Consider the following 21,442-nt stretch of genomic DNA (forward strand, 5'->3'; position numbering starts at 1 on the left):
GGAGAGGCTCATGGCCAGCGACAAGATCATCGTCCGCGGTGCCCGCGAGCACAACCTGAAGAACATCGACGTCGAGATCCCACGCGACAAGCTCGTCGTGATCACGGGTCTGTCCGGATCGGGGAAGTCGAGCCTCGCCTTCGACACGATCTACGCCGAAGGACAACGGCGCTACGTCGAGTCGCTCTCCGCCTATGCCCGGCAGTTCCTCGGCCTGATGGAAAAGCCCGACGTCGACCAGATCGAAGGGCTCTCCCCCGCCATCTCGATCGACCAGAAGGCAGCTAGTCACAACCCGCGCTCGACGGTCGGTACGCAGACCGAGATCTACGATTACCTCCGCCTCCTCTACGCGCGGATCGGGAAACCGCACTGCCCGGAGTGCGGCCGTCCGATCCAGGCCCAGACCGTCCAGCAAATGGCCGAGCAGGTCGAAGCACTGCCCGACGGGACACGACTCTTCGTCCTCGCTCCGGTCATCCGGGACCGGAAGGGCGAGCACCAGAGCGTGCTCGAGGAGCTGCGGCGCGCCGGTTTCACGCGCGTCCGGATCGACGGCGAGCTGCGCGATCTGGACGAGCCGATCGCCCTGGCCAAGAACAAGCGGCACACGATCGAGGTCGTGGTCGACCGCTTGATCGTCCGGACCAGTAATCCGGAAGAAGCGCATGCCTTTCACCTGCGCGTCGTCGAAGCGTTGGAGACTGCAGTCAAGCTCGGCGGAGGAATCGCGCTGGTTCAGCCGCTCGAGGGCGAACCGATCGTTTTCTCGGAAAAGAACGCCTGCGTCCACTGTGGGATCAGTGTTCCGGAGCTCGAGCCGCGGAGCTTCTCCTTCAACAGCCCGCATGGCGCTTGCCCTGCCTGCGATGGGCTGGGCAGCAAGCTCGAGTTCGACCCCGATCTCATCGTTCCCGACCCGGACCGTTCGCTCGAGGAGGGAGCGATCGCCCCATGGTTCCGCGAGGGGCGGGAAAGTAGCGCCTGGTATCTGGCGCTCCTCCGCGCACTGGCTCGGGCCGAGCGTTTCCGCACCGATGTCCCCTGGCGCGAGCTCCCTGAACGAGTCAAGCAGCTCATCCTTTACGGCGACGGCAGTCGGACCGTCACGCTGGTCTATGCTGGGAAGAGCGGCCACGAGCGCTCCTACCGGGTCACCTTCGAGGGGGTCATCCCGAGTCTCCGCCGCCGCTACGCAACCAGCAACTCCGAATACGTGCGTGCCGAGATCGAGCAATACATGGCAGCGTATCCCTGCCCGGAATGCGGGGGATCCCGGCTCCGACCGGAGAGCCGCGCGGTGACCGTCGCCGGGCGCTCGATCGTTGAAGTGACGCGGCTCTCGATCGGCGAGGCGCTCCGCTTCTTTGACGAACTGGCTGACGATGCGCGCACGCCGCTCACCGAGCGAGAGCGGCGCATCGCGCATCAAATTCTCAAGGAGATCCGCGAGCGGCTCGGCTTCCTGGTCGACGTCGGGCTCGAGTACCTCACGCTCGACCGGCCGACCGCGACGCTCTCCGGTGGGGAAGCGCAGCGCATCCGGTTGGCGACCCAGATCGGCAGTCGGCTGATGGGCGTCCTGTACGTCCTCGACGAGCCGAGCATCGGGCTGCATCCGCGCGATAACGGTCGGCTCATTCGGACGCTCCTGCGCTTGCGCGATCTCGGGAACACGGTGATCGTCGTCGAGCACGACGAGGAGACGATCCGCGCCGCCGACTGGATCATCGATATCGGCCCGGGCGCTGGCGAGCACGGCGGGCGCGTGGTCGCGGCTGGCCCGCTCGAGGTCATCATCCAGACACCCGAATCGCTGACTGGCCAGTATTTGAGCGGCGCCCGCCGGATCGCTGTGCCGGAGCAGCGCCGCTCCGGCAACGGGCAGTGGCTCGTCGTCCGGGGAGCGCGCGAGAACAACCTGAAGAATATCGATGTCGCCTTTCCGCTCGGCTGCTTCATCTGCGTCACCGGTGTCTCCGGCTCGGGAAAGAGCACCCTGGTCGTCGACACTCTCTACCGGCGGCTGGCACAGCTCTTTTACCGGGCGAAGGATCGTCCGGGCGCGCATGACGCGATCGAGGGGATCGAGCACATCGACAAAGTGATCAACATCGACCAAAGCCCGATCGGACGGACACCACGCTCTAATCCCGCGACCTATACCGGCGTCTTCACCCCGATCCGCGAGCTTTTCGCCTCGCTCCCCGAGGCCAAAGCACGTGGCTACGCACCGGGCCGGTTCTCCTTCAACGTCAAAGGAGGACGGTGCGAAGCCTGCGAAGGGCAGGGGGTCATCCAGATCTCGATGCAGTTCCTTCCCGATGTCTATGTTCCCTGCGAGGTCTGCCACGGCAAGCGGTACAACCGGGAGGCACTCGAGATCACCTACCGCGGCAAGAGCATCGCTGACGTGTTGGAGATGACGGTAGACGAAGCACTCGAGTTCTTCTCGGCCTTCCCGGCGATCCGGGCCAAGCTCCAGACCCTCTCGGACGTCGGACTGGGATACATCAAGCTCGGGCAGCCCGCCACGACGCTCTCCGGTGGTGAAGCGCAGCGTGTCAAGCTGGCGACGGAACTCAGTCGGCGTGCCACCGGCCGCACCTTGTACATCCTGGACGAACCGACCACTGGCCTGCATTTCGCCGATATCGAGCGGCTGCTCAACGTGCTCCAGCGTCTCACCGATGCTGGCAATACGGTGATCGTGATCGAACACAACCTGGACGTGATCAAGTGCGCCGACTATGTGATCGATCTCGGGCCAGAGGGCGGCGCTGCCGGTGGGTACGTGATCGCAACTGGTACCCCGGAAGAGATCGCGGCAATCGAGCACTCGTATACCGGCCAAGCTCTGCGTCGGGTGTTGCCGGTAGCGTCGCTCTCACGGTAGGCCGTCACGCCGGGCCCAGACAGGTAGTCAGCAGCACCAGCCGCTCGGTATCATTGAAGGCGACCCTCGAGAGGGCGCAGTGTGCGCTGATCGGCGAAAGTCGATGCGTCGATTCCACAGAAGACTCGGCTGAACGGGACGCAAACGTGCTCGATAACGACCCTCTCCAACGCCACAATGGCCATCTCTCCCTGGACGGCTTGTCCGAGGGTATCTCTCGATCATCCCAGAACGGCTACCACCCAGTTCTCGTACTGAACCAGAACTACGAACCACTCCACGTCGCAAGCGTCCGGCGTGCTCTCGTGCTCTGGCTGGCTGGAAAAGCCGAAATCCTGGAAACCTATGACCATGAAGTCGCATCCGCCCAGCACCGTTTCCCCGCGCCCTCGGTCATTCGCCTCTACACACTCGTCAAGCGGCCACTGGTCCGCGTCCGGCTGACCCGCCGCGAGGTCTTCCTGCGCGACAACTTCACCTGCCAGTACTGCGGCGTACGGACTCACGACCTCACGATCGACCACGTGATCCCGCGCTCGCGCGGTGGTCCTCACACCTGGGAGAACGTCGTCAGCGCCTGCCGTGCCTGCAATCACCGCAAGGGAGGCAAGTCGCTGGCCGAGGCGCGCATGCAGCTCTTGCGCCCACCCTTCGAACCACCGCCGAGCCGCTACTACACGATCCAGCGGCTGCTGCGCTCACCCGTGCACGAGAGCTGGCTGAAGTTCCTCCCCGATCTTGACGTCAAGAGTCAGCGCAGTCGATAACTCGAGCAGTCAGGCGGGAGCAGCTGACCCGCCCGAATCATTGCCGAAGGGGGAGACATGCTCGACCTCAGGCTGATCCGAGAGCATCCGGACCTGGTGCGCGAGGCCTTGCGCAAGCTCAATACCGAGGCTCCGCTCGACGAGATCCTGGAACTCGACGAGCGACGTCGCCAGCTGGTCGCTGAAGTCGAGCAGCTCAAGGCTCAACGCAACGCCGAGTCCAAGCGGATCGGCCAGTTGCCAGCTGGGCCGGAGCGGGAAGCCACCATCGCCGCCATGCGTGCACTCGGCGACCGAATCGAGGCACTCGACCGCGAACTCGCCGCGATCGAAGAGCGGCTCCAGGCGCTGCTCTTGGAGGTTCCCAACCTGCCCGATCCCGATGTTCCCGTCGGCCCCGATGAAAGTGGCAACGTCGTCGTGCGTCACTGGGGAGAACCGCGACCGTTCGACTTCCCGGTCAAGCCGCACTGGGAACTGGCGGAGGAGCTCGGGCTGATCGATTTCGCCCGCGGAGTCAAGATCGCGGGGAGTCGCTTCTACGTGCTCCGCGGTGATCTCGCGCGGCTCCAGCGCGCCCTCATCGCCTGGATGATCGATCTCCACGTCAACGAGCATGGGTATTTGGAAGTCTATCCGCCGTTCCTCGTCCGCCGCGAGGCGATGATCGGGACGGGAAATCTCCCGAAGTTCGGGGACAATCTCTATCACGACGAGGAAACCGATCTCTGGCTGATTCCCACCGCTGAGGTGCCCGTTACCAATCTCTTCCGCGACGAAATCCTCCCGCCGGGTTCGCTCCCCATCTATCTCGTCGCGGCTACTCCTTGCTTCCGCAAGGAGAGAGTCTCAGCCGGCCGCGATGTACGCGGAATCAAGCGCGTCCATCAGTTCGAGAAGGTGGAGATGGTCAAGTTCGTCGAGCCGGATCGCTCTGACGAGGAACTCCAGCGACTCGTCGCTGATGCCGAAGACGTGTTGCGCCGGCTGGAACTTCCCTACCGTGTCGTCCAAATGTGCACTGGTGATCTTTCCTTCACGGCAGCCAAGAAGTTCGATCTCGAGGTCTGGGCACCTGGCTCCCAGGAGTGGCTGGAGGTCTCGTCCTGCTCGAATTTCCGCGACTTCCAGGCCAGACGGGCCAATATCCGCTACCGGCCGAGCGAGGGAGCACGCCCCCAGTTCGTGCACACGCTCAACGGATCGGGACTCGCTCTCCCCCGGACACTCATCGCGATCATGGAAAACTACCAGCAGCCAGATGGGACGATCGAGATCCCAGCTGTCTTGCGCCCCTACATGGGTGGGCAACAGCGGATCGGCCGACAACCAGCTTATTGGGAACCAGCGCAGGCACGGCGCGCCCGCGAGCAGGCTCGGGCGGGGGACTCGTGAACCATGCCGGGATTGCTGATCATCGAAGCGAGCGGAGACCCGGCCGCAATCGGCGAGGCGATCGGACGTGCACTCCAGCCGATTCTCGGCGAGGCGATCGTCCGGCACCGGCAGGAACTCGCTCGGAGCGGTATCGATTGGGATGAGGCGCTCGAACTCGCCCAGCAGTTCCGCGGCGATCTCGAGGGGAATCTCAGCCGCACAGCCGAGGAACTCCACGCGCTGGCGCGCGCTGCTGGGTGCGACATCGACGCATTGGTAAGCCTCAACGCCCTGCAAGAGACCCTCTTCCTCACCCGACGACTGCGAGCCGAAGAGGGTTGCACGAGCCTCGCTGTTCCCGCAGCGGCCAGCGTCGACGGCACGGTTCTCCTCGCACACAACGAGGATGCCCTGCCCTGTCGTCACGAGCAGATCTACGTCGTGCGTGCTCGCCCGAGCGATGAGCCAGCCTTCGTCGCCTTCGCCTATGGGGGCCTTTTCCTCTATCAAGGGGTCAACGAAGCAGGGGTCGGTTCGACTGGTAACGCCCTGACTGCTACTGATATCCGGATCGGCGTACCGAAGCTGTTTCTCTATCGCGAAGTGCTCCGTGCCGAGACCTTGGCTGATGCCCTACGGGCGACCTGGCTCCCTGAACGAGCCAACGGCAACAATCACCTGATCGCGACCGGCGATGGAGAGATTTACGACGTCGAGGTCACTGGTCGGCACCACGCGCTGCTCTACGCCGGGAACCAGCCGTTCGCGCACACGAACCACCTCCTTGCTCCCGAGCTGCGGCAGTTCGAGGAGGGAGACAAGCTCGACTCGATCCTGCGGAAGAATCGAGCGCAACGCCTGCTCGAGCTGGGCACGGGACAGCTCAGCTCGACGACCCTGCAGGAACTTCTCCGCGATCACGCCAACCAGCCACATGCGATCTGCAAGCACGTCGCTCCTGGTCCTGACCGGATGTCCCGAACGATCGCTGGGCTCGTCATCGAGGTCACGCATCGGGCAATCTGGGTGGCACCGGGGCCGCCGTGCACGGTCGAGTTCGAGCGCGTGTCGCTCTGATCGACAACGGACGAGGAGGCGAGGATGGACAAAGTGATCGTCTCGGTCGCGACGACCGGCAGTTGGACGACACGCGAGCAGACCCCGTACGTCCCGATCACGGAAGAGGAAATCGCTGCCGAAGCGATCCGCTGCTGGCGCGAGGGTGCGGCGATCGTGCACATTCACGTGCGCGACGAGCAGGGACGCGTCACCAGCGATCCTGCCCGGTACGCTCGGGTGCGCGATCTTATCCGTTCCCAGGGATGCGACATCATCCTCAATTTCTCGACCGGTGGAGGAGCCGGGATCGTTCCGGACGAGGAGCGGATCGCTCCGGTTCGCTTGCGACCAGAGATCGCTTCCTTCGATGCTGGCTCGCTCAATTTCGGCGACCGCGTCTTCGTGAATTCACCAGCCTTTCTCGAGGCGCTCGCGCACGAGATGCAGGCTCATGGCGTCAAGCCGGAGATCGAGTGTTTCGAGAGCGGTTTCATCGAGACAGCCAAGCGTTTCATCGAGCGCGGCCTGATCCAGCCACCGTATTGGTTCCAGATGGTGCTCGGAGTACGCGGTGGAGCGCCTGCGACCGTCGACCAACTCGTGCACATGGTGCGCCAGCTCCCAGCCGGCTCGCTGTGGTCGGTCTGCGCCATCGGCCGACACCAGCTCCCGATGAATGTCGCGGCGCTCGTGATGGGTGGGCATGTCCGCACGGGATTAGAAGACAACATTTACTACTCCTACCGCGTCCTCGCCGAAGGAAACGCGCCGCTGGTCGCGCGGATCGTCCGCATCGCGCGCGAACTCGGCCGCGAGCCGGCTTCCCCGAGTGAAGCACGCACACTGCTCGGGCTCCCGCCGTTCCAGAGCTGAGGGACCATGCGACGCCCACGCATCGCTATCGCCGAACTTTCTCACGAGACGAACGCGTTCGCACGCACCCGTGTCGATCTCGCATTCGTCGAGCAGTGCGGGATTGCCCGTGGCGCGACGGTCGTGACTCGTGCGCGGGACACTGCGACCGTTCTGGCTGGGTTCATCGATATCGCCAACGAACTGGCGTTCACGCTGGTCCCGCTGCTCGCGGTATGGATCACGCCAGCTGGTCTGGTCACGCGCGACGCCTACGAGACGCTCCTCGGCGAACTCATCGATCGCCTGGAGACAGCAGCCCCAGTCGATGGCGTGCTGCTTTCGCTCCACGGTGCGATGGTGACCGAGCACATCCAGGACGCTGATGGCGAACTGCTCCGCCGCATTCGTGCGACGGTCGGACAGTCCGTCCCGATCGTCGCGGTTCTCGACCTCCATGCCAACATCAGCCCACTCATGGTGGAACAGGCCGACTTGCTCATCGGCTACCACACCTATCCGCACGTCGATCAGCGGGCGCGCGGTCGGCAGGCTGGCCTGGCACTCGCCCGCTTGTTGGACCGTACGATCCACCCGACGCCAGTACTGGTCAAACCGGCGATGCTGCCGACGTCCCAGCGTATGACGACCGATCGCCCACCGATGCGGACACTCATGCAGCATGCTGAGGAATGGGAGCGCCATCCCCGCGTTGTCGACGTGACGATCGCTGGCGGATTCCCGCCAGCTGACGTTCCAGAAGCCGGGTTGAGCGTGCTGGTGACGACCGACGACGACCCCGCGCTGGCTGCGAAGGTGGCCGAAGAACTGGCTGCCCTCGCCTGGGACCTGCGCCACGGCTTTCTCGGCGGTGTCGCGACCTGGGAAGAGGCAGCCGAGGCCATCCGGCACATCGAGCGCGGCCCCCTCGTCCTCGTCGACATCGCCGACAACCCCTGGACAGGCGGCCCAGGTGACAGCGTCGAACTTCTCCGCTTCCTGTTGAAGGAGCAGGTACGGCCGGCCGCACTCGCGCTGGTGCGCGATCCGGAAGTGGTGGACGAGTGCTTCCGAGCAGGAATCGGTGCCACCGTCGAGGTCGAACTCGGTGGCAAGACAGACGATCTCCATGGGCCTCCGCTCCCCGTGCGCGGGACGATCCGGCTGCTCTCCGACGGCCGGTACGTCAATGCCGGGCCGATGCACGCGGGCGTGACGGTCGACCTCGGTCGGACCGTCGTGCTCCGCGTCGAGGGGATCGATGTGCTGGTGACGGAACGCGCCGAGTCACCGATCGATTTGAACGTCTTCCGCTCGCACGGAATCGAGCCGACCGAGCAACGCGTCATCGGGCTCAAAGGGAAGGGACATTTCCGCGCGGCCTTCGAGCCGATCGCCGAACGAGTCGTCCTCGTCGAAGGACCAGGCATCACGGGGAGCGATCTGCGTCGGCTACCGTTCCGCTTCATCCGCCGGCCGATCTGGCCGCTCGACGTGGCGTGAGCGATCACCCGCATGCATAGTCGGCGAGTCGGAGCGACACGACGCGCGAGACACCGTCCTCTCCCATCGTGACACCGTAGAGCGTGCCAGCAGCCTCGATCGTCACCCGGTTGTGCGTGATGACGAGAAACTGGGTGCGTTCCGCCAGCCGTTCCAGCACTCCCCGGAAACGAGCGACGTTCGCCTCATCGAGCGCGGCATCGACTTCGTCCAGAACGCAAAACGGCAGCGGGTCGAGCTCGAGGAGCGCGAAACGGAGCGCGATCGCCGTCAGCGCCCGCTCGCCACCGCTCAGCTGCTGTACCGAGCGGACACGCTTGCCAGCTGGTTGGACGACCAGGTCGACCCCCTCGATGGAGCCGGCACCGTTGCGGGCGACGAGACGTGCTCGCCCACCACCGAACAGTTCCGCGAAGGTATCCGCGAAAGCACGATCGAGCGCACGCAACGAACGCACCAGACCCCGCTCGACCTCTCTGTCCAGATCGGCGAGGAGCTTGCGCAATGCCTGGGTCGTGCCCCGCACGTCCTCGAGTTGCGCGCGGAGCGATTCGTAGCGTTCCCGTTCCGACTCGTATTGGGCGATCGCGGCCTCTCCGAACCGGCTCAACTCCTGCCAGCGCCGCCGGAGTTCGGCGACGCGTCGCTCCCAACGCTCTGGGGGATCCTGCTGAGCGCGACTAGCCTGCTCGAGTCGTTCGACGAGTCCTGCATCGAGCGATCCTTCGGCGAGTTCCCAGGCTGCTTGTTCGAGAAGCGAGTGGAGTGCGCGCTCGGCACGCTCCAACGCGGCACGTGCTGCTGCGCTCTCCTGCGCGAGCTGACGCAGGCGCTGTTCGGCACGAGCCGATTCGGTCCGCAACGCTTTCGCCTGCTCGGCGAGCCGTTCGATCTCGACCGTGCGTGCTCGCTCCTCGGTTTCGAGTTCGGCCGCCTCGAGTGCCAGCCGCTTCGCTTCCGCGTCCGAGCGCTCTGCTTCGGCCAGGAACTGGGTGTGTTCTGCCCGGAGCTCATCCCATCGGGCATGCAGCGCAGCCAACCGCTGTCGAAGTTCTCCGAGGCGCTGGGCGAGCTGGCTGCGCTCCCGCGCTCCCGCACGCTCACGCTCCCGCAAGGTCGCGATCTGCTCCAAGAGCTGCTCGCGTTCCGGATCGGGCGTGTCCAGGCGAGCGATCGCATCGGCAACCTGAGCACGCTGGTGCTCGAGGTCGTCCAGAGCGGCATGGAGCGCGTCCTCCTGCTCGTGGAGTGCCCGAGCCTGCTCGTCGTCCCGAGCGAGAGCAGCTCGCACGGCAGCGATCGACTCCGCTTCCCGGGCGAGGGCGTCATCCAGCCTTTGGATGCTGCGCACCAGCTGCACCCACTCGTGATCGAGCTGCACCAGCTTCGTCTCCTGGGTCCGCAGCTGGTCGCGGACCGACTCCAGCGAACGACGCGCTCGCTCGACCGCATCTCGTGCGGCGAGGAACTGCCGCCGGGCTTCCTCGAGCGACGCAGCGAGTCGTTCCTGTCGGGCAGCGAACGCGCGTCGCTGGCGAACCAGCGACAAGAACCCACGCTCGCGACCACGCGTAGCCCCACCAGTGACCGAGCCGGTCGGTCGAGCCAGCTCCCCCTCGCGGGTCACGATAACCCAGCCGGGAGGAAGCTGGGGTAGCAAGCGCCGGACGGTCGCCAGATCGTCGGCGACGAGCACCCGTCCCAGAAGCGACTCCACGATCGGTACCAGTGCTGGTGGCGCCTCGATCAGGTCAGCTGCGACCCCGATGACACCCGGTTCACGAGCGACGAGTGGGCGACGCCCAGCTGGTAGCGAGCGGATCGTATCCAACGGATGGAACGTCGCTCGTCCAGCCTTGGTCGCTTTGAGAAAGGCGATCGCTGCCTCGGCATCGGACCACTGCTCGACGACGATGTCGGAAAGGTGCCCGCCGAGCGCTGCTTCGATCGCTGTTTCCAGTTCTGCCGGAACGTGGAGCAACGTTCCGAGCGTTCCGACGATCCCGGAGAGTTTTCCCTCGCGTGCCGCTGCCAGCACTGCCCTCGCTGCGCTCGCCACCAGATCGCCCGTCAGGGCATTGGTGAGCGTTTCCAGACGGCCCCGGACGAGAGCGTCCTCGCGCTCCAATTCGCGCACCACCTCGACACAACGCTCGAGTTCCTGTTGGGCACGCTCGGTCTGAGCCGCTTGCCGTTCCACCTCCACCCGCAAGGTTTGGACGTCCGCAGCGAGAGCAGCGCGCTGCTCATCGAGGCGAACGCGTTCCTGGTCGAGTCGCTGGCGCTCCTGCAGACGTGCCGCGTACGCGGCTTCAGCCCGCTGGAGTTCAGCCCGATACGCTTCTTGGGTTGCCAGCAGGGCTGCTCGCGTGCGCGCGAGCCGCTCACGTTCCGTGACTCGCTCCGCAAGTTCGTGCTCGATGCGGTGCAGCTGCTCGCGCAGTGCCGAGAGTTCGCGAGTGCGCTGCACTGCGGCAGCTTCTCGTTCCCGGAGCGCAGCCTCGGTCGCTCGCAATGCGTGCACGGTCGCCTGCCAACTCGTGTCGGCATGCTCCAGCTCCTGCTCGGTCTCCCGTATCTCCCGCTCGAGCTGCTCGACATCGTGAGCGAGCGCGTCCAACTGTCTTCCGAGGGCAGCGATCCGCTCCCGAGCCAGCTGCGTGCGGTACTGGGCAGTCGCCGCTTGGGCTGCCCGTTCGGTACGGAGCTCCCGGAGCTGGTCGCGCTGGGCCAGCACGGTCGCCTGCTGCTGCTCGACCCGCTCCAGCTCAGCCGCGAGTGCAGCACGATCGGCTTCTGCCGCACGCAAGGCCGACTCGAGTCGACCGAGTTCGCGGCGGGCCTTTGCCTCCTCCTCACGGGCGCGTCGCCAGCGAGCTGCGGAGAGCTGGAGCAGAGCCTCGCGCAGGCTCGCGCGAACAGCCAGTGCTTCTCGTGCGCGCTGAGCGGCTTCGCCGAGTGCATGGACATGCGGCTCCAACTCGCGCAACAGGTCGTCCAGTCGCTGCGCATGCTGCTCGGCTTCAGCCAGTTGCTGGCGAGCCTCCGCCTGTCGCAGGCGGAGCGCAGACAGGCCCGCCGCATGCTCCAGGTAGTGCCGGCGCTCAGCCGGACGTTGCTCGAGCACGTCATCGACCGACCCTTGCCGAGTGATGATCCAATCAGCTCGCAGGATCGCGGCGATGCGCAGGACGTCGCGCAGACGCGCCCGCGAGCCGTTGATGAGGTATTGGGTCTCGCCGTCACGAAAGACGCGCCGGGTCACGCTCACCTCGCGGAACGGCACCCCGAGTTCGTCTCCGTCCTGCTCCAACGTCAGCGTGACCTCGGCCATGCCGAGCGAGGGGCGATCGGGTCCACCAGCGAAGATCACATCGTCTGCTCGGCGGCTGCGAACAGCTGAGCCCGCCTGTTCGCCGAGCACCCAGGCGATGGCCTCAGCGAGGTTCGACTTGCCGGAGCCATTGGGGCCGACGATGGCGGTGATGCCACGGTCGAAGACGAGTTCGACAGGATCGGCAAAGCTCTTGAAGCCGAGCAGCGCCAGGCGGAGGAGCCGGACACCCATGGCCTGCGACCTCGTCAGTCCGGATAGCCGTGCGGAAAGCGCGTGTGCCAACGCACCGCCGAAGCGATGATTTCCTCGATTCCGTAACGTGGTCGCCAGCCGAGGACGCGTTCGGCCTTGGCGTAGCTCGCGTACTTGATCGGCGGCTCGCCCGGACGCGCCTCGCCGCGCTCGACCGGGAAACGCACACCGGTCAGCTCCTGGACGAGTTCGATGATCTGCCGCGTGGAATAGCCGACACCGCTCCCGAGATTGATCACGTCAGTCGGGTGCCCCTGCCGGAGTGCCTCGAGCGCCAGCACATGGGCCTCCGCGAGATCGAGCACGTGCACGTAATCCCGGATCGTCGTCCCGTCCGGTGTCGCGACGACCGGGGAGGTGAGGCGAAACGCCTGCAGGCCGAGCGCTCCCCGGATGGCATTCGGAATCAAGTGCTCTTCGGGTCGATGATCTTCACCCATCGAACCGTCGAGCGCGGCACCCGCTGCGTTGAAGTAGCGGAGGCTGATGGAGCGCAAGCCGTAGGCTGCGTCGTACCAGCGCAGATAGTGCTCGACCTGGAGCTTGGTCGCTCCATACGGATTGGTCGGCTCCGTCGGATGCGCTTCGTCGAGCGGGAGATACCGTGCTTCGCCGTACACTTCCGAGGAAGAGGAAAAGACCAGATAGGGAACATCGTGCCGCAAACAGGCCTCGAGGAGCACGATCGTTCCGCCCACATTGTGCACCACGTACTTGTTCGGGTCGGTGACCGACTCGCGTACGGAGGTGTACGCCGCGAGATGGATGACCGCGTCGAAACGCCAGCGACGGAAGCAGGTTGCGACAGCCTCGCGATCGATCAACTCACCGACAACCAGGGGAACGCAGACGGCTGAGCGATGCCCTTGCCGCAGGTTGTCGAAGACGACCACCTCATGACCAGCTTGTTGGAGCGCGCGCACCGTAAAAGAACCGACGTACCCAGCTCCTCCGGTAACCAGCACGGTGAGCGCTGCAGCCATGGACAATCTCCTCCTCAGGAACGACGTGCGGCGTGGATCGCGGCCCACGCTGCTTCCTCGTCAGCGATTTCCGGTGCGGTCTCCCATTCGGTGAACCACCTCAGAATCCGTTCGATCGCATCGACCGGTACCTCCGAGAGCCGCTGAACAGCACCGTACGCTGGATCGTCACAGGCAACAGCCAGGATCTTGTCGTCACCATCCGCTCGACGCAGGAGCCCCACTGGGCGAACCAGCAACCGCGTTCCGGTCGGGAGCGGATCCTGGGACAGGACGATGACGTCCAGCGCATCGTCATCGCTGGGATTGTACGTGCCCGGAAGATACCCGTAGTTGGCTGGCCACGGACTGACTGCGGCCGGATGGCGGTACGTCCGCCACTGCCCGATCACGGGATCGTAGACGTGCCGAACCGTGGAGCCAGCTGGATCCTCGATCACGGCTTCGAGACATCGGCTGGCTCGATCGGAAGGTCGTTCAGCATCCCCCATTGTGCCCACGATCCATCGTAGATGCGCACGTTCGGATAGTCGAGGAGACGCAGTGAGACATAGCTGATGGCCGCGTGCGGACTGGACAAGCCGTAGACGATCACCCGCTGCTCCGGTTGGACGCTGACTGACCGGTAGAGTGCGGCCAGTTCGTCCGGTGGACGGAAGGCGAGCGGTGGGTCCCCGGCCAGGAGCGCTCTCCACGGCACGGCAACCGCGCCGGGGATCTGGCCGAGCCGGAGACGACCACCCCAGGTTTGGCGGCGCTCCTGATCGGTTCGGTTATCGAGGAGGCAGGATTCCGGATCCTGGAGTGCGGCCTGGACGTCCGGTAGCTCGGCCAGTACATCGTAGTGGAGCACGGGCTGAAACGTTCCGTGCTCCGCAGCGGGCGGAAGGGCACGCGTCGTCGGGTAACCAGCCGCGAGCCAAGCCCGAAGGCCGCCGTGCAGCAGGCGTACTCGCCGAAAGCCGATCGCGTGAAGAAACCACAACCAGCGGCAGGCGGCCCGCCCGTCGCCACGCTCGTAGACGACGACTTCGTCGTCAGGATCGAGCCCGATACGCTGGACGAGTTGGCTCCGTCGGGGCTCGCCGACCAACATCCCGTACACCTCGTTGTGAATTTCCATCGTATCTTGCCACCAGACGTGACGAGCCCCGGGAATATGCCCGGCATGGTACTCGTGGAGCCGGCTGGCATCGAGGATGACGAGCGAGCGCTCCCCGATCCGGTCAGCTAGTTCCGGTGCCTCGATCAGGAGTCGCCCACCAGGATACTGCTCGGCCGGAGCCAGGGAGCGTTGCGCGCGCGTCTGCCGGCAGGCAGACAGCCCCAATACCGCGAGACCAGCGATCACGAGCCCTCGCCGGGTCGTCCGCATGCTCCGCGCCGCCATCGCTCCGCGAGCCGGTCTCGCGCCCATGCACGAGACCGGCAAGGGGAGATGCCTCCTCCTTGCCAGTCTCGATCATACCGAGGCTTTACTGGATCGCGTAATCGATCGAGACAGTCACGACGATCGTTGCTTCCCCGGCCGGAACGGCCTTGGCTTCCGGACCACCCGCGCCGACCGCCGGCACCGGAACCGGTGGCGAACTCGTCGACTCGACGATGCGCAGCGGCGCGCCGAGGGCGACACCACTCAGCTGGGCGAGTTGGGCTGCCTTCTCGCGGGCATCGCGAACCGCGAGCTCGCGTGCTTGCCGCAGCGCCGCGGCAGGGTTGGAAACCGAAAAGCTGATATTGGTCACCGCATTGGCACCAGCTTGGACGGCGCGGTCGAGGAGGTCACCGGTCCGCTCGACCGGTTGCAGTTGCACCTCGACGAGATGCGTCACGCGGTAACCGATCACCGGCGTCGTCGGTTGGTTCCAGTCCCGCTCGACCGACATGCTGTACACCACGGTCTTGACCTTGCTCTCCGGTATGCCAGCCTGGCGAAAGACCGACAGGATCGCCTCCATACGTCGTTGGACTTCACGCTGAGCCGCCGCCGCATCGGGATCGAAGACCTCAGCTCCCAGGGTGAGCGTGGCAGTATCAGGTGGCAGCGAAACGCGCCCTTCACCAGAAACGCTGATCGAACGCTGGACTGTCCCGGTGTCCTGCGCCGCAGCCTGCGGCAGGCGCATGCTCGCCGTACCGCTCAGCACCGCTCCCACCATCACCAGAAGGCCGAGCACGACAGCGAGAGGAACCCAGGTTCTCTGCATCGCTTTCTCCTTTCCGCTCCATGTCTCCGCAGAGATGACGAGCGAGAGGCAGTTTCGGTTCCCGCTCAGCGACGCACGACCGGAAACCGGCGGACCCGCCGGGCAGGTAAGAGAAACCCGAACCAGAATCCAGCGAGCGTGAGAAAAGCGAGGACAACGATACCCACCCAGGCGAGAAGACGAATGGTACGAGGCATTTCCGAAACGGGTTCCTGCTCCGAGGTCGCCGGTACCTTGGCGGTAGCTTCGGTGGCGGCGGCGAACGTACTGCTCGGCGTCTCGCTCGCGAGAATGGCAGGCGTTTGCGACGCGATCCCAGCTGAGCGCATTTCTTCGGTGTTTGGTTGAGCCGCCGGTGCGAGTTCCGCCACTGGTGAGGGGCCGAGCGTGGTCTGCCGGTCCTCGCTGGGCAGGAAACGAGGAGCGGCGACGACCGCAGAGAGAAGGACGACCAAGAGCGTCGCAGCGAGGAGCGTCCCGGCGCGAAGCACTGTGCGATAGCGCCACCACCAGGTTGCCCGTCGAAGGGGCGGGGCATGATTCAGCGCTGCCGCGAAGTCGCGCGGGAGCGGCGGCGCGGGCAAGGAGCGCAACGCCTGGCGAACCGCGCGATACTCCTGCCAGCGGCGGCGACAGAACTCGCATTGGGCGAGATGCGCCGATACCTCCGCATCCGGCTCCTCGCTCGCCAGGAGCGCGAGTCGCTCTTCGTCCAAGTGACTGCTGCGATCGGTCATCGAGAACCGTCACTCACCTTCGATCAGGCGTTCCGGCGACTCACCCTCCCTATCCGGGAGACGACCGCTCAGCCCCAAGAGTTCCCTCGCTCGCGGATCGGACTCCAGCAGCGTGCGCAGACGCATGCGGGCACGCGCCAGGCGCGACTTGACGGTTCCGAGCGGAAGGCCGAGTGTCTGCGCGATCTCCTCGTAGGGCAACCCCTCGACATCGGCGAGCACGACGACCGCTCGTTGCTCGACGGGGAGCGCGGCCAAGGCGGCTTCCAACGCCGCGCGGAGTCCCGCCTGTTCGATACCTGGCTCGGGGACATCGAAAGAAGCATGCTCGCCGGCGTGTTCGAGTGGGACGGTGCGACGTCGCGCACTCGCCCGCAACTGATCGAGGGCAGCATTGTGCGCGATCCGCAGGAGCCAGGCACGCATCGTCGTGCCGCGGAAGTGCTCCAGCGAGAGGAAGGCCCGAATGAAGGTCTCCTGCGCCACGTCTTCAGCGAGGTCAGGATCGCCGAGCAAGCGATAGGAGACGGCGAAGACGAGTCGCTGGTAGCGACGGACGAGTTCGGCGAACGCATCGCGATCGCCGGTCCGTGCCCGAGCTACCAGAAACGCCTCGTCTTCGCTGCCAGACATGCCGAACCACCGGTCCCTTTGCCGGAACGGTACTCGAGGCGACGGTCGTTCGTCCACCCCGACCCCGTACCGCAGTCGCTCCTCGTGCGCAAGGGCCCGGTCACGACGAGGCGAGGTGTGCGGTCGTGTGCGCGACGGAGCACACAGGTGTCGGATCGATGCCTCTGGCGCGAGAGTACACGTACCGCTGGACACCGACACTCGGCAGCGCTCACGGGAACCGGGAACAGGAGGATTTCGCATCTTCCGAGCAGAGGCAGGGCAGCGAGGAACGAGCCCCCTGCTCGCTTCCGTGGCGACCTGACGAGGCTGGCCCGCACACTCGAGTTCCCACGCAGAGCGATGGCGAGATCGGTCCGGTAGCGACAGCAGGAACAGGGTCCGCAGTGCTGCTAGCCGAAGCGGGCCGCAGAAGTAGCGCCAAAGTCCTATGGAGACAACAGTCCAGCGCACCGTCGAAAACAGACGGGAGATGGTGTCGGCTGGAGGCACGAACTCCGGAAGGCGACAGTGGGCGTGCAAGCGACGACAAAGCGACGAACCGATCTTTCCACCGTGATCATCGGCGATCCACACGCTGCGGTCCGTCAGAGTTTCCGGCATTACCTGGAGTCGGCGGGGCGACTGCGCGTGCTGGGCGAAGCGGGAGAACTGTCCCGTCTCGCGAGCTTGCTCGAGTGGCAGCAACCGGACGTCGTCCTCGTTTCCGCTGCATTCGGGCCAGGGCTCGCGCACTTCGTCCGCGCGATCAAGCGGCTGTCGCCGGGCCTCGCGGTAGCGGATGGATCACCAGCACTACCGCTCGTCGTGTACGGATTGGGAAACGACAGCGATGTCGTCCTGGCCCTCGCCCGAGCTGGAGCCGAAGCGCTGGTGAGTGCGGAAGCGAGTGTACAGGAACTCGTGGAAGCGGTCGAAGCCGTCCTGCGTCGCGAGCGGTACGTCAGTCCCCGTTACGGAGGTATCCTCCTCCGCGAGGTCCAGCGCTGGAGCGTCCTCCACGAGGGACACACCGGCGTCCGTCTGACTCGTCGCGAGACACAGCTCTTACAACTCGTAGCCTCCGGACTGTCCAACAAGGAGATCGCCGACGTATTGTCTCTCGCCGAGAGTACGGTCAAAAACCGACTTTCCCTGCTCTTCGACAAGTTGGGAGTGAAGGATCGGACACAGGCGGCGATCTTCGCGCTCGCCAACGGCGTGCTCCAGCAACCCCTCGTGGTCGAGCGCGCCTCGCTTCACGAGGCTTGAGCGACTCAGGGTCGAGGTAGTCGCAGGACCTCGAGCCAGCGTTCCCAATTCGGCTCGGGCCCGGGTGTCGGTGTGGACAGTGCGGGACTCGCGCCAGGAGACGCTGGCTCCCACTGGACGAAGAGGACCGTTTCACCGGGGTACGTCAGGTTCAACTCGCGTCGAGCTGTCCGTTCGACGTACGCACGATCGTTTTCCCCCTGCAGATCGGCCAGCTGGCTGGCGAGTGTGTCTCGCTCGGTCACGAGTCGAGCCAGAGCGGCTCGGCGTTCAGCCACCTGCATCTCGAGCTGCCGGGCCCGCCAGGCTTGTTGACCGAAAGCGACGACGAAATAGAGCGCGATCGCGAAGCCGAGAGCGACCAGCACCGCGGTGCGGAGCCAGGAACCGATCCAGAGCATCGCTCAGCCCCCGAACACCAGGGGTGGCCACCGGGTATGCCAGTCGGTGGCCTGCTCGTAGGCGTGGGCGACCCGCAAGAGCGTGGGCTCGTCGAATGGCCGGCCCATGAACTGCAGACTGACCGGCAAGGCGTGCGCGAAACCACAGGGAACCGCGATTGCCGGGAGGCCAGCCATGTTCGCCGGGATGGTGAACACATCGGAAAGGTACATCTGCAACGGATCCGCCGTGCGCTCGCCGAGGTGGAAAGCCACCGTCGGCGAGGTCGGTGCCGCGATCACATCGACACGAGCGAACGCTTCGTCGAAGTCGCGTTTGATGAGTGTCCGCACCTTTTGAGCCTTGACGTAATAGGCATCGTAATAGCCAGCGCTCAAGGCGTAGGTGCCGAGCATGATGCGCCGCTTGACTTCTGGCCCAAATCCTTCCCCGCGCGTGCGGAGGTAGCGCTCCAAGAGCGTTTCGCCGGGCAAGCTCAACCCGTACTTCACGCCGTCATAGCGTGCCAGGTTCGCGCTCGCCTCGGAGGGCGCGATGATGTAGTACGTGGCCAAGGCATATTCGGTGTGCGGCAAGGACACGGGAACGAGCTCGGCTCCCAGTTCTTGCAGGAGCGCCAGGGCATCCTCGATCACTCGCTCGACTGCCTGATCCATTCCGGGCACTCGGTACTCGGCAGGGATACCGATCCGCAGGCCACGGATATCACCGGTCAGCGCCGCTCGATAATCGGGCACCGGGAGGGGGACCGATGTGGAGTCGGCTGGATCGTGACCGGCGATCACCTGCAGCAGCATCGCCACATCGGCGACCGTGCGGCCGAAGGGCCCGATCTGGTCCAGGCTTGACGCGAAAGCGACGAGTCCATAGCGGGACACTCGACCATACGTCGGCTTGAGCCCGACGATACCGCAGAAGCCCGCTGGCTGCCGGATCGATCCACCCGTATCCGACCCGAGAGCAACCATCGCTTCTCCAGCGGCGACCGCTGCTGCCGAACCGCCACTCGATCCGCCCGGAACGCGGTCCGGATCCCACGGGTTACGGGTCGGACCGTAGGCCGAGTTCTCGGTGGAGGAACCCATGGCGAACTCGTCAGTGTTGGTTTTGCCGACGAACACCGCATCCTGTGCCCGCAGGCGAGCGACGACGGTCGCATCGTAGGGCGAGCGGAATCCTTGCAGAATGCGTGACCCAGCTGTCGTCGGCGCATCGACCGTACAGAGGACGTCCTTCAGTGCGACCGGTATACCCGTCAAGAGATCACCCTCACCGCGAGCGAGGCGGTCGTCAGCTGCCCGAGCTTGGCGACGCGCCAGTTCCGGCGCGACCGTGATGAAGGCGTGGAGAGTAGGCTCCAGTCGCTCGATCTGGGCGAGATGCGCCTCGAGCAATTCCAGAGCGCTGATCTCGCGTCGATCGAGCAGCGCGCGGGCCTCCACAGCGGTCAGGCGAACGAGTTCGCTGGTCACAGTGCCCCCTCAACTCTGCTCGAGCACCGCATGGACCCGGAAGAAGCCATCTTCGCTTTCCGGAGCGTTGGCCAGGACAGCTTCCACCGGCAGGGATGGCCGGACGTCGTCCTCGCGCCAGACATTCTGGAGCGTGATGACCTGCGCGGTGGGCGGGATCGCCTCGGTATCGAGTTCCTGAATGCGACTCACGTGCTCGAGGATCGACGAGAGCTGCTCGCGCATCAGCTCGCGCTCTTCCTCGGTCAAGCCGAGGCGTGCCAGCATCGCGACATGATCGACGATCTCGCGGCTCAAACGCATCGCCGAACCTCCCTCTGCCGGGCGGCAGTGTACCACGTCCCGGCTCATCCCTCGACGAGCGCGTTGCGGGCTACGATATCGCGGTACCAGGAAAAGCTCGCTTTGGGAAAACGGGACAAGCTTTCGTAATCGACGTAGACGATGCCGAAGCGCTTGCTGTAGCCGTGCGCCCATTCGAAATTGTCGAGGAGCGACCAGACGAAGTATCCCTTCAGGGGAACCCCCGCCCGAACGGCACGGTAGGCGGCAGCGAAGTGGGCAGCCAGGTAGGCGATGCGCTGGTCATCCTGGACGCGGCCAGCGACGAGCTGATCAGGATAGGCGGCACCGTTCTCGGTGATGAACAGCTCGCGCGGCGCATACTCCCTACTGATCCGGAGCAACAAGTGCTCGAGTCCCTCCGGGACGACTGGCCAGCCCATGTCGGTGAGCTGGTAACCGCGGTCGGCCAACGCTTTCGGCTCGAGCTGGGCCAAGCCCAAAAGGTTCTGCTCCTGGGGAACAGCTCTGATGAAAGCCGGAGCGTAGTAGTTGATACCCAGAAAATCGAGCGGCTGCGCGATGGTCGGGAGATCGGTGTCCGGTGGGTCGAAGTACGGAGCCAGGCGCTCGCGCACGTCGAGCGGATACCCACGGCCGAACACCGGATCGAGGAACCATCGGTTGAGGAGACCGTCGAAGAGCTGGGCGGCTGCGCGATCGTCCGGTTGGTCGCTCGCTGACTCGACCGGCGACAAGTTCAGCGTGATACCGACCACTGCCTGAGAACTCGCTGCCCGGATGGCCTGGGCAGCCAGTCCGTGCGAGACCAGCAGTTCGTGGCTGACTCGGATCGCCGTCGGAAGATCCTGAATACCTGGTGCATGGACACCCAGATAGTGCCCGAGATAGGCGACGACCCACGGCTCGTTGTGCGTGATCCAGTAGCGCACCCGATCACCGAGGCGACGAGTCACGACCTCGGCATAGCGAGCGAATGCCTCGGCCGTCGAGCGCTCGCTCCAGCCGCCGCGATCCTGTAAGGCTTGCGGAAGATCCCAATGATAGAGCGTGACGAACGGCGTGATGCCCGCCTCGAGCAGCGCATCGACCAATCGCTCGTAGAAGGTGAGCCCGGGTTCGTTCGGAGCGCCAGTTCCCTCCGGGAAGACGCGCGGCCAGGCGATCGAGAAGCGATAGGCGGGTGCCCCGAGTTCACGGAGGAGCCTGACATCATCCGGCCAGCGGTGATAATGGTCGCAGGCGACATCGCCGGTGTGCCCCTGATAGGTCTTTCCTGGCGCGTGGCTGAAGGCGTCCCAGATCGACGGCCCGCGACCATCCTCGCCTACCGCACCTTCTATCTGGTATGCAGCAGTCGCGGTACCCCAGAGGAAACCGTGCGGGAAACGGGCCACGCTCATGGCTCTCT

18 protein-coding genes are annotated in these 21,442 nt (G+C 65.2%); 7 read left to right on the top strand and 11 right to left on the bottom strand.

Translation table 11 applies throughout. The features are described 5' to 3' along the window. Positions 1 to 10 precede the first annotated feature (10 nt). From uvrA to TRD_RS08170, 6 genes are all read left to right on the top strand, one after another. Entirely contained in the window at positions 11 to 2,896 is a 2,886-nt protein-coding gene (gene uvrA / locus TRD_RS08145) for an excinuclease ABC subunit UvrA (RefSeq protein WP_015922682.1), read from the top strand. Between the two features lie 146 nt (positions 2,897 to 3,042). Further along, positions 3,043 to 3,663: an HNH endonuclease gene (locus tag TRD_RS08150; RefSeq protein WP_015922683.1), complete on the top strand. Its 621-nt coding sequence runs from the start codon at positions 3,043 to 3,045 to the stop codon at positions 3,661 to 3,663. A 57-nt stretch (positions 3,664 to 3,720) separates the two neighbouring features. After that, the gene (gene serS, locus TRD_RS08155) at positions 3,721 to 5,058 is read left to right on the top strand and encodes a serine--tRNA ligase (protein ID WP_015922684.1); all 1,338 of its coding nucleotides are present in this window, start codon (positions 3,721 to 3,723) and stop codon (positions 5,056 to 5,058) included. A 3-nt stretch (positions 5,059 to 5,061) separates the two neighbouring features. Continuing rightward, positions 5,062 to 6,117, top strand: coding sequence for a C45 family autoproteolytic acyltransferase/hydrolase (locus TRD_RS08160; RefSeq protein WP_015922685.1), 1,056 nt, complete (start codon positions 5,062 to 5,064; stop codon positions 6,115 to 6,117). Positions 6,118 to 6,141: 24 nt separating this feature from the next. After that, positions 6,142 to 6,972 carry a beta-keto acid cleavage family enzyme gene (locus tag TRD_RS08165; protein ID WP_015922686.1) on the top strand — a complete coding sequence of 277 codons (831 nt, stop codon included), beginning with the start codon at positions 6,142 to 6,144 and terminating at the stop codon, positions 6,970 to 6,972. 6 nt (positions 6,973 to 6,978) lie between these two features. Then, the gene (locus tag TRD_RS08170) at positions 6,979 to 8,454 is read left to right on the top strand and encodes a M81 family metallopeptidase (RefSeq protein WP_015922687.1); all 1,476 of its coding nucleotides are present in this window, start codon (positions 6,979 to 6,981) and stop codon (positions 8,452 to 8,454) included. Between the two features lie 4 nt (positions 8,455 to 8,458). Here the strand turns inward: TRD_RS08170 and smc are convergent, their stop codons facing one another. From smc to TRD_RS08205, 7 genes are all read right to left on the bottom strand, one after another. After that, positions 8,459 to 12,022: a chromosome segregation protein SMC gene (smc, locus tag TRD_RS08175; protein ID WP_015922688.1), complete on the bottom strand. Its 3,564-nt coding sequence runs from the start codon at positions 12,020 to 12,022 to the stop codon at positions 8,459 to 8,461. Between the two features lie 14 nt (positions 12,023 to 12,036). Continuing rightward, a complete protein-coding gene (gene galE, locus TRD_RS08180) occupies positions 12,037 to 13,026 on the bottom strand; it encodes a UDP-glucose 4-epimerase GalE (protein WP_015922689.1) in 990 nt (329 codons plus the stop codon). Between the two features lie 14 nt (positions 13,027 to 13,040). After that, a complete protein-coding gene (locus tag TRD_RS08185) occupies positions 13,041 to 13,466 on the bottom strand; it encodes an inorganic diphosphatase (protein WP_052294085.1) in 426 nt (141 codons plus the stop codon). Then, positions 13,463 to 14,416, bottom strand: a complete 954-nt coding sequence (locus TRD_RS08190; RefSeq protein ID WP_169302292.1) for a sulfurtransferase — start codon at positions 14,414 to 14,416, stop codon at positions 13,463 to 13,465. Before TRD_RS08190 ends, TRD_RS08185 begins: the two co-directional genes overlap by 4 nt. Positions 14,417 to 14,501: 85 nt before the next feature. Further along, the gene (locus TRD_RS14855) at positions 14,502 to 15,233 is read right to left on the bottom strand and encodes an SIMPL domain-containing protein (RefSeq protein ID WP_015922692.1); all 732 of its coding nucleotides are present in this window, start codon (positions 15,231 to 15,233) and stop codon (positions 14,502 to 14,504) included. A gap of 65 nt (positions 15,234 to 15,298) precedes the next feature. Further along, entirely contained in the window at positions 15,299 to 15,970 is a 672-nt protein-coding gene (locus TRD_RS14860) for an anti-sigma factor family protein (protein ID WP_015922693.1), read from the bottom strand. A gap of 9 nt (positions 15,971 to 15,979) precedes the next feature. Then, on the bottom strand, positions 15,980 to 16,603 hold the full coding sequence (locus tag TRD_RS08205; protein WP_015922694.1) for an RNA polymerase sigma factor: 624 nt from the start codon (positions 16,601 to 16,603) through the stop codon (positions 15,980 to 15,982). 516 nt (positions 16,604 to 17,119) lie between these two features. Between TRD_RS08205 and TRD_RS08210 the strand changes: the two genes are divergently transcribed. Then, positions 17,120 to 17,854 carry a response regulator transcription factor gene (locus TRD_RS08210; protein ID WP_052294087.1) on the top strand — a complete coding sequence of 245 codons (735 nt, stop codon included), beginning with the start codon at positions 17,120 to 17,122 and terminating at the stop codon, positions 17,852 to 17,854. Positions 17,855 to 17,859: 5 nt separating this feature from the next. Here the strand turns inward: TRD_RS08210 and TRD_RS08215 are convergent, their stop codons facing one another. The 4 genes from TRD_RS08215 to TRD_RS08230 are packed head-to-tail and all read right to left on the bottom strand — an operon-like array spanning position 17,860 to position 21,434. Beyond that, positions 17,860 to 18,255 carry an FtsB family cell division protein gene (locus TRD_RS08215; protein ID WP_015922697.1) on the bottom strand — a complete coding sequence of 132 codons (396 nt, stop codon included), beginning with the start codon at positions 18,253 to 18,255 and terminating at the stop codon, positions 17,860 to 17,862. Between the two features lie 3 nt (positions 18,256 to 18,258). Further along, positions 18,259 to 19,728 (bottom strand): Asp-tRNA(Asn)/Glu-tRNA(Gln) amidotransferase subunit GatA, encoded by a 1,470-nt coding sequence (gene gatA, locus TRD_RS08220; RefSeq protein WP_015922698.1) that lies wholly within the window; start codon positions 19,726 to 19,728, stop codon positions 18,259 to 18,261. A 9-nt stretch (positions 19,729 to 19,737) separates the two neighbouring features. Then, positions 19,738 to 20,031, bottom strand: a complete 294-nt coding sequence (gatC, locus tag TRD_RS08225; RefSeq protein WP_015922699.1) for an Asp-tRNA(Asn)/Glu-tRNA(Gln) amidotransferase subunit GatC — start codon at positions 20,029 to 20,031, stop codon at positions 19,738 to 19,740. A 44-nt stretch (positions 20,032 to 20,075) separates the two neighbouring features. Continuing rightward, positions 20,076 to 21,434 carry a GH1 family beta-glucosidase gene (locus tag TRD_RS08230; RefSeq protein WP_015922700.1) on the bottom strand — a complete coding sequence of 453 codons (1,359 nt, stop codon included), beginning with the start codon at positions 21,432 to 21,434 and terminating at the stop codon, positions 20,076 to 20,078. Positions 21,435 to 21,442: the final 8 nt, after the last annotated feature.

This window comes from Thermomicrobium roseum DSM 5159, from assembly GCF_000021685.1.
In the GTDB taxonomy this organism is placed as follows: domain Bacteria; phylum Chloroflexota; class Chloroflexia; order Thermomicrobiales; family Thermomicrobiaceae; genus Thermomicrobium; species Thermomicrobium roseum.

Bases quoted from the DNA above. Each gene is read 5' to 3' on its own strand.
- uvrA (WP_015922682.1), top strand. From the start codon at position 11: ATGGCCAGCGACAAGATCATCGTCCGCGGTGCCCGCGAGCACAACCTG.
- serS (WP_015922684.1), top strand. From the start codon at position 3,721: ATGCTCGACCTCAGGCTGATCCGAGAGCATCCGGACCTGGTGCGCGAG.
- TRD_RS08160 (WP_015922685.1), top strand. From the start codon at position 5,062: ATGCCGGGATTGCTGATCATCGAAGCGAGCGGAGACCCGGCCGCAATC.
- TRD_RS08165 (WP_015922686.1), top strand. From the start codon at position 6,142: ATGGACAAAGTGATCGTCTCGGTCGCGACGACCGGCAGTTGGACGACA.
- TRD_RS08170 (WP_015922687.1), top strand. From the start codon at position 6,979: ATGCGACGCCCACGCATCGCTATCGCCGAACTTTCTCACGAGACGAAC.
- smc (WP_015922688.1), bottom strand. From the start codon at position 12,022: ATGGGTGTCCGGCTCCTCCGCCTGGCGCTGCTCGGCTTCAAGAGCTTT.
- galE (WP_015922689.1), bottom strand. From the start codon at position 13,026: ATGGCTGCAGCGCTCACCGTGCTGGTTACCGGAGGAGCTGGGTACGTC.
- TRD_RS08190 (WP_169302292.1), bottom strand. From the start codon at position 14,416: ATGGCGGCGCGGAGCATGCGGACGACCCGGCGAGGGCTCGTGATCGCT.
- TRD_RS14855 (WP_015922692.1), bottom strand. From the start codon at position 15,233: ATGCAGAGAACCTGGGTTCCTCTCGCTGTCGTGCTCGGCCTTCTGGTG.
- TRD_RS14860 (WP_015922693.1), bottom strand. From the start codon at position 15,970: ATGACCGATCGCAGCAGTCACTTGGACGAAGAGCGACTCGCGCTCCTG.
- TRD_RS08205 (WP_015922694.1), bottom strand. From the start codon at position 16,603: ATGTCTGGCAGCGAAGACGAGGCGTTTCTGGTAGCTCGGGCACGGACC.
- TRD_RS08215 (WP_015922697.1), bottom strand. From the start codon at position 18,255: ATGCTCTGGATCGGTTCCTGGCTCCGCACCGCGGTGCTGGTCGCTCTC.
- gatC (WP_015922699.1), bottom strand. From the start codon at position 20,031: ATGCGTTTGAGCCGCGAGATCGTCGATCATGTCGCGATGCTGGCACGC.
- TRD_RS08230 (WP_015922700.1), bottom strand. From the start codon at position 21,434: ATGAGCGTGGCCCGTTTCCCGCACGGTTTCCTCTGGGGTACCGCGACT.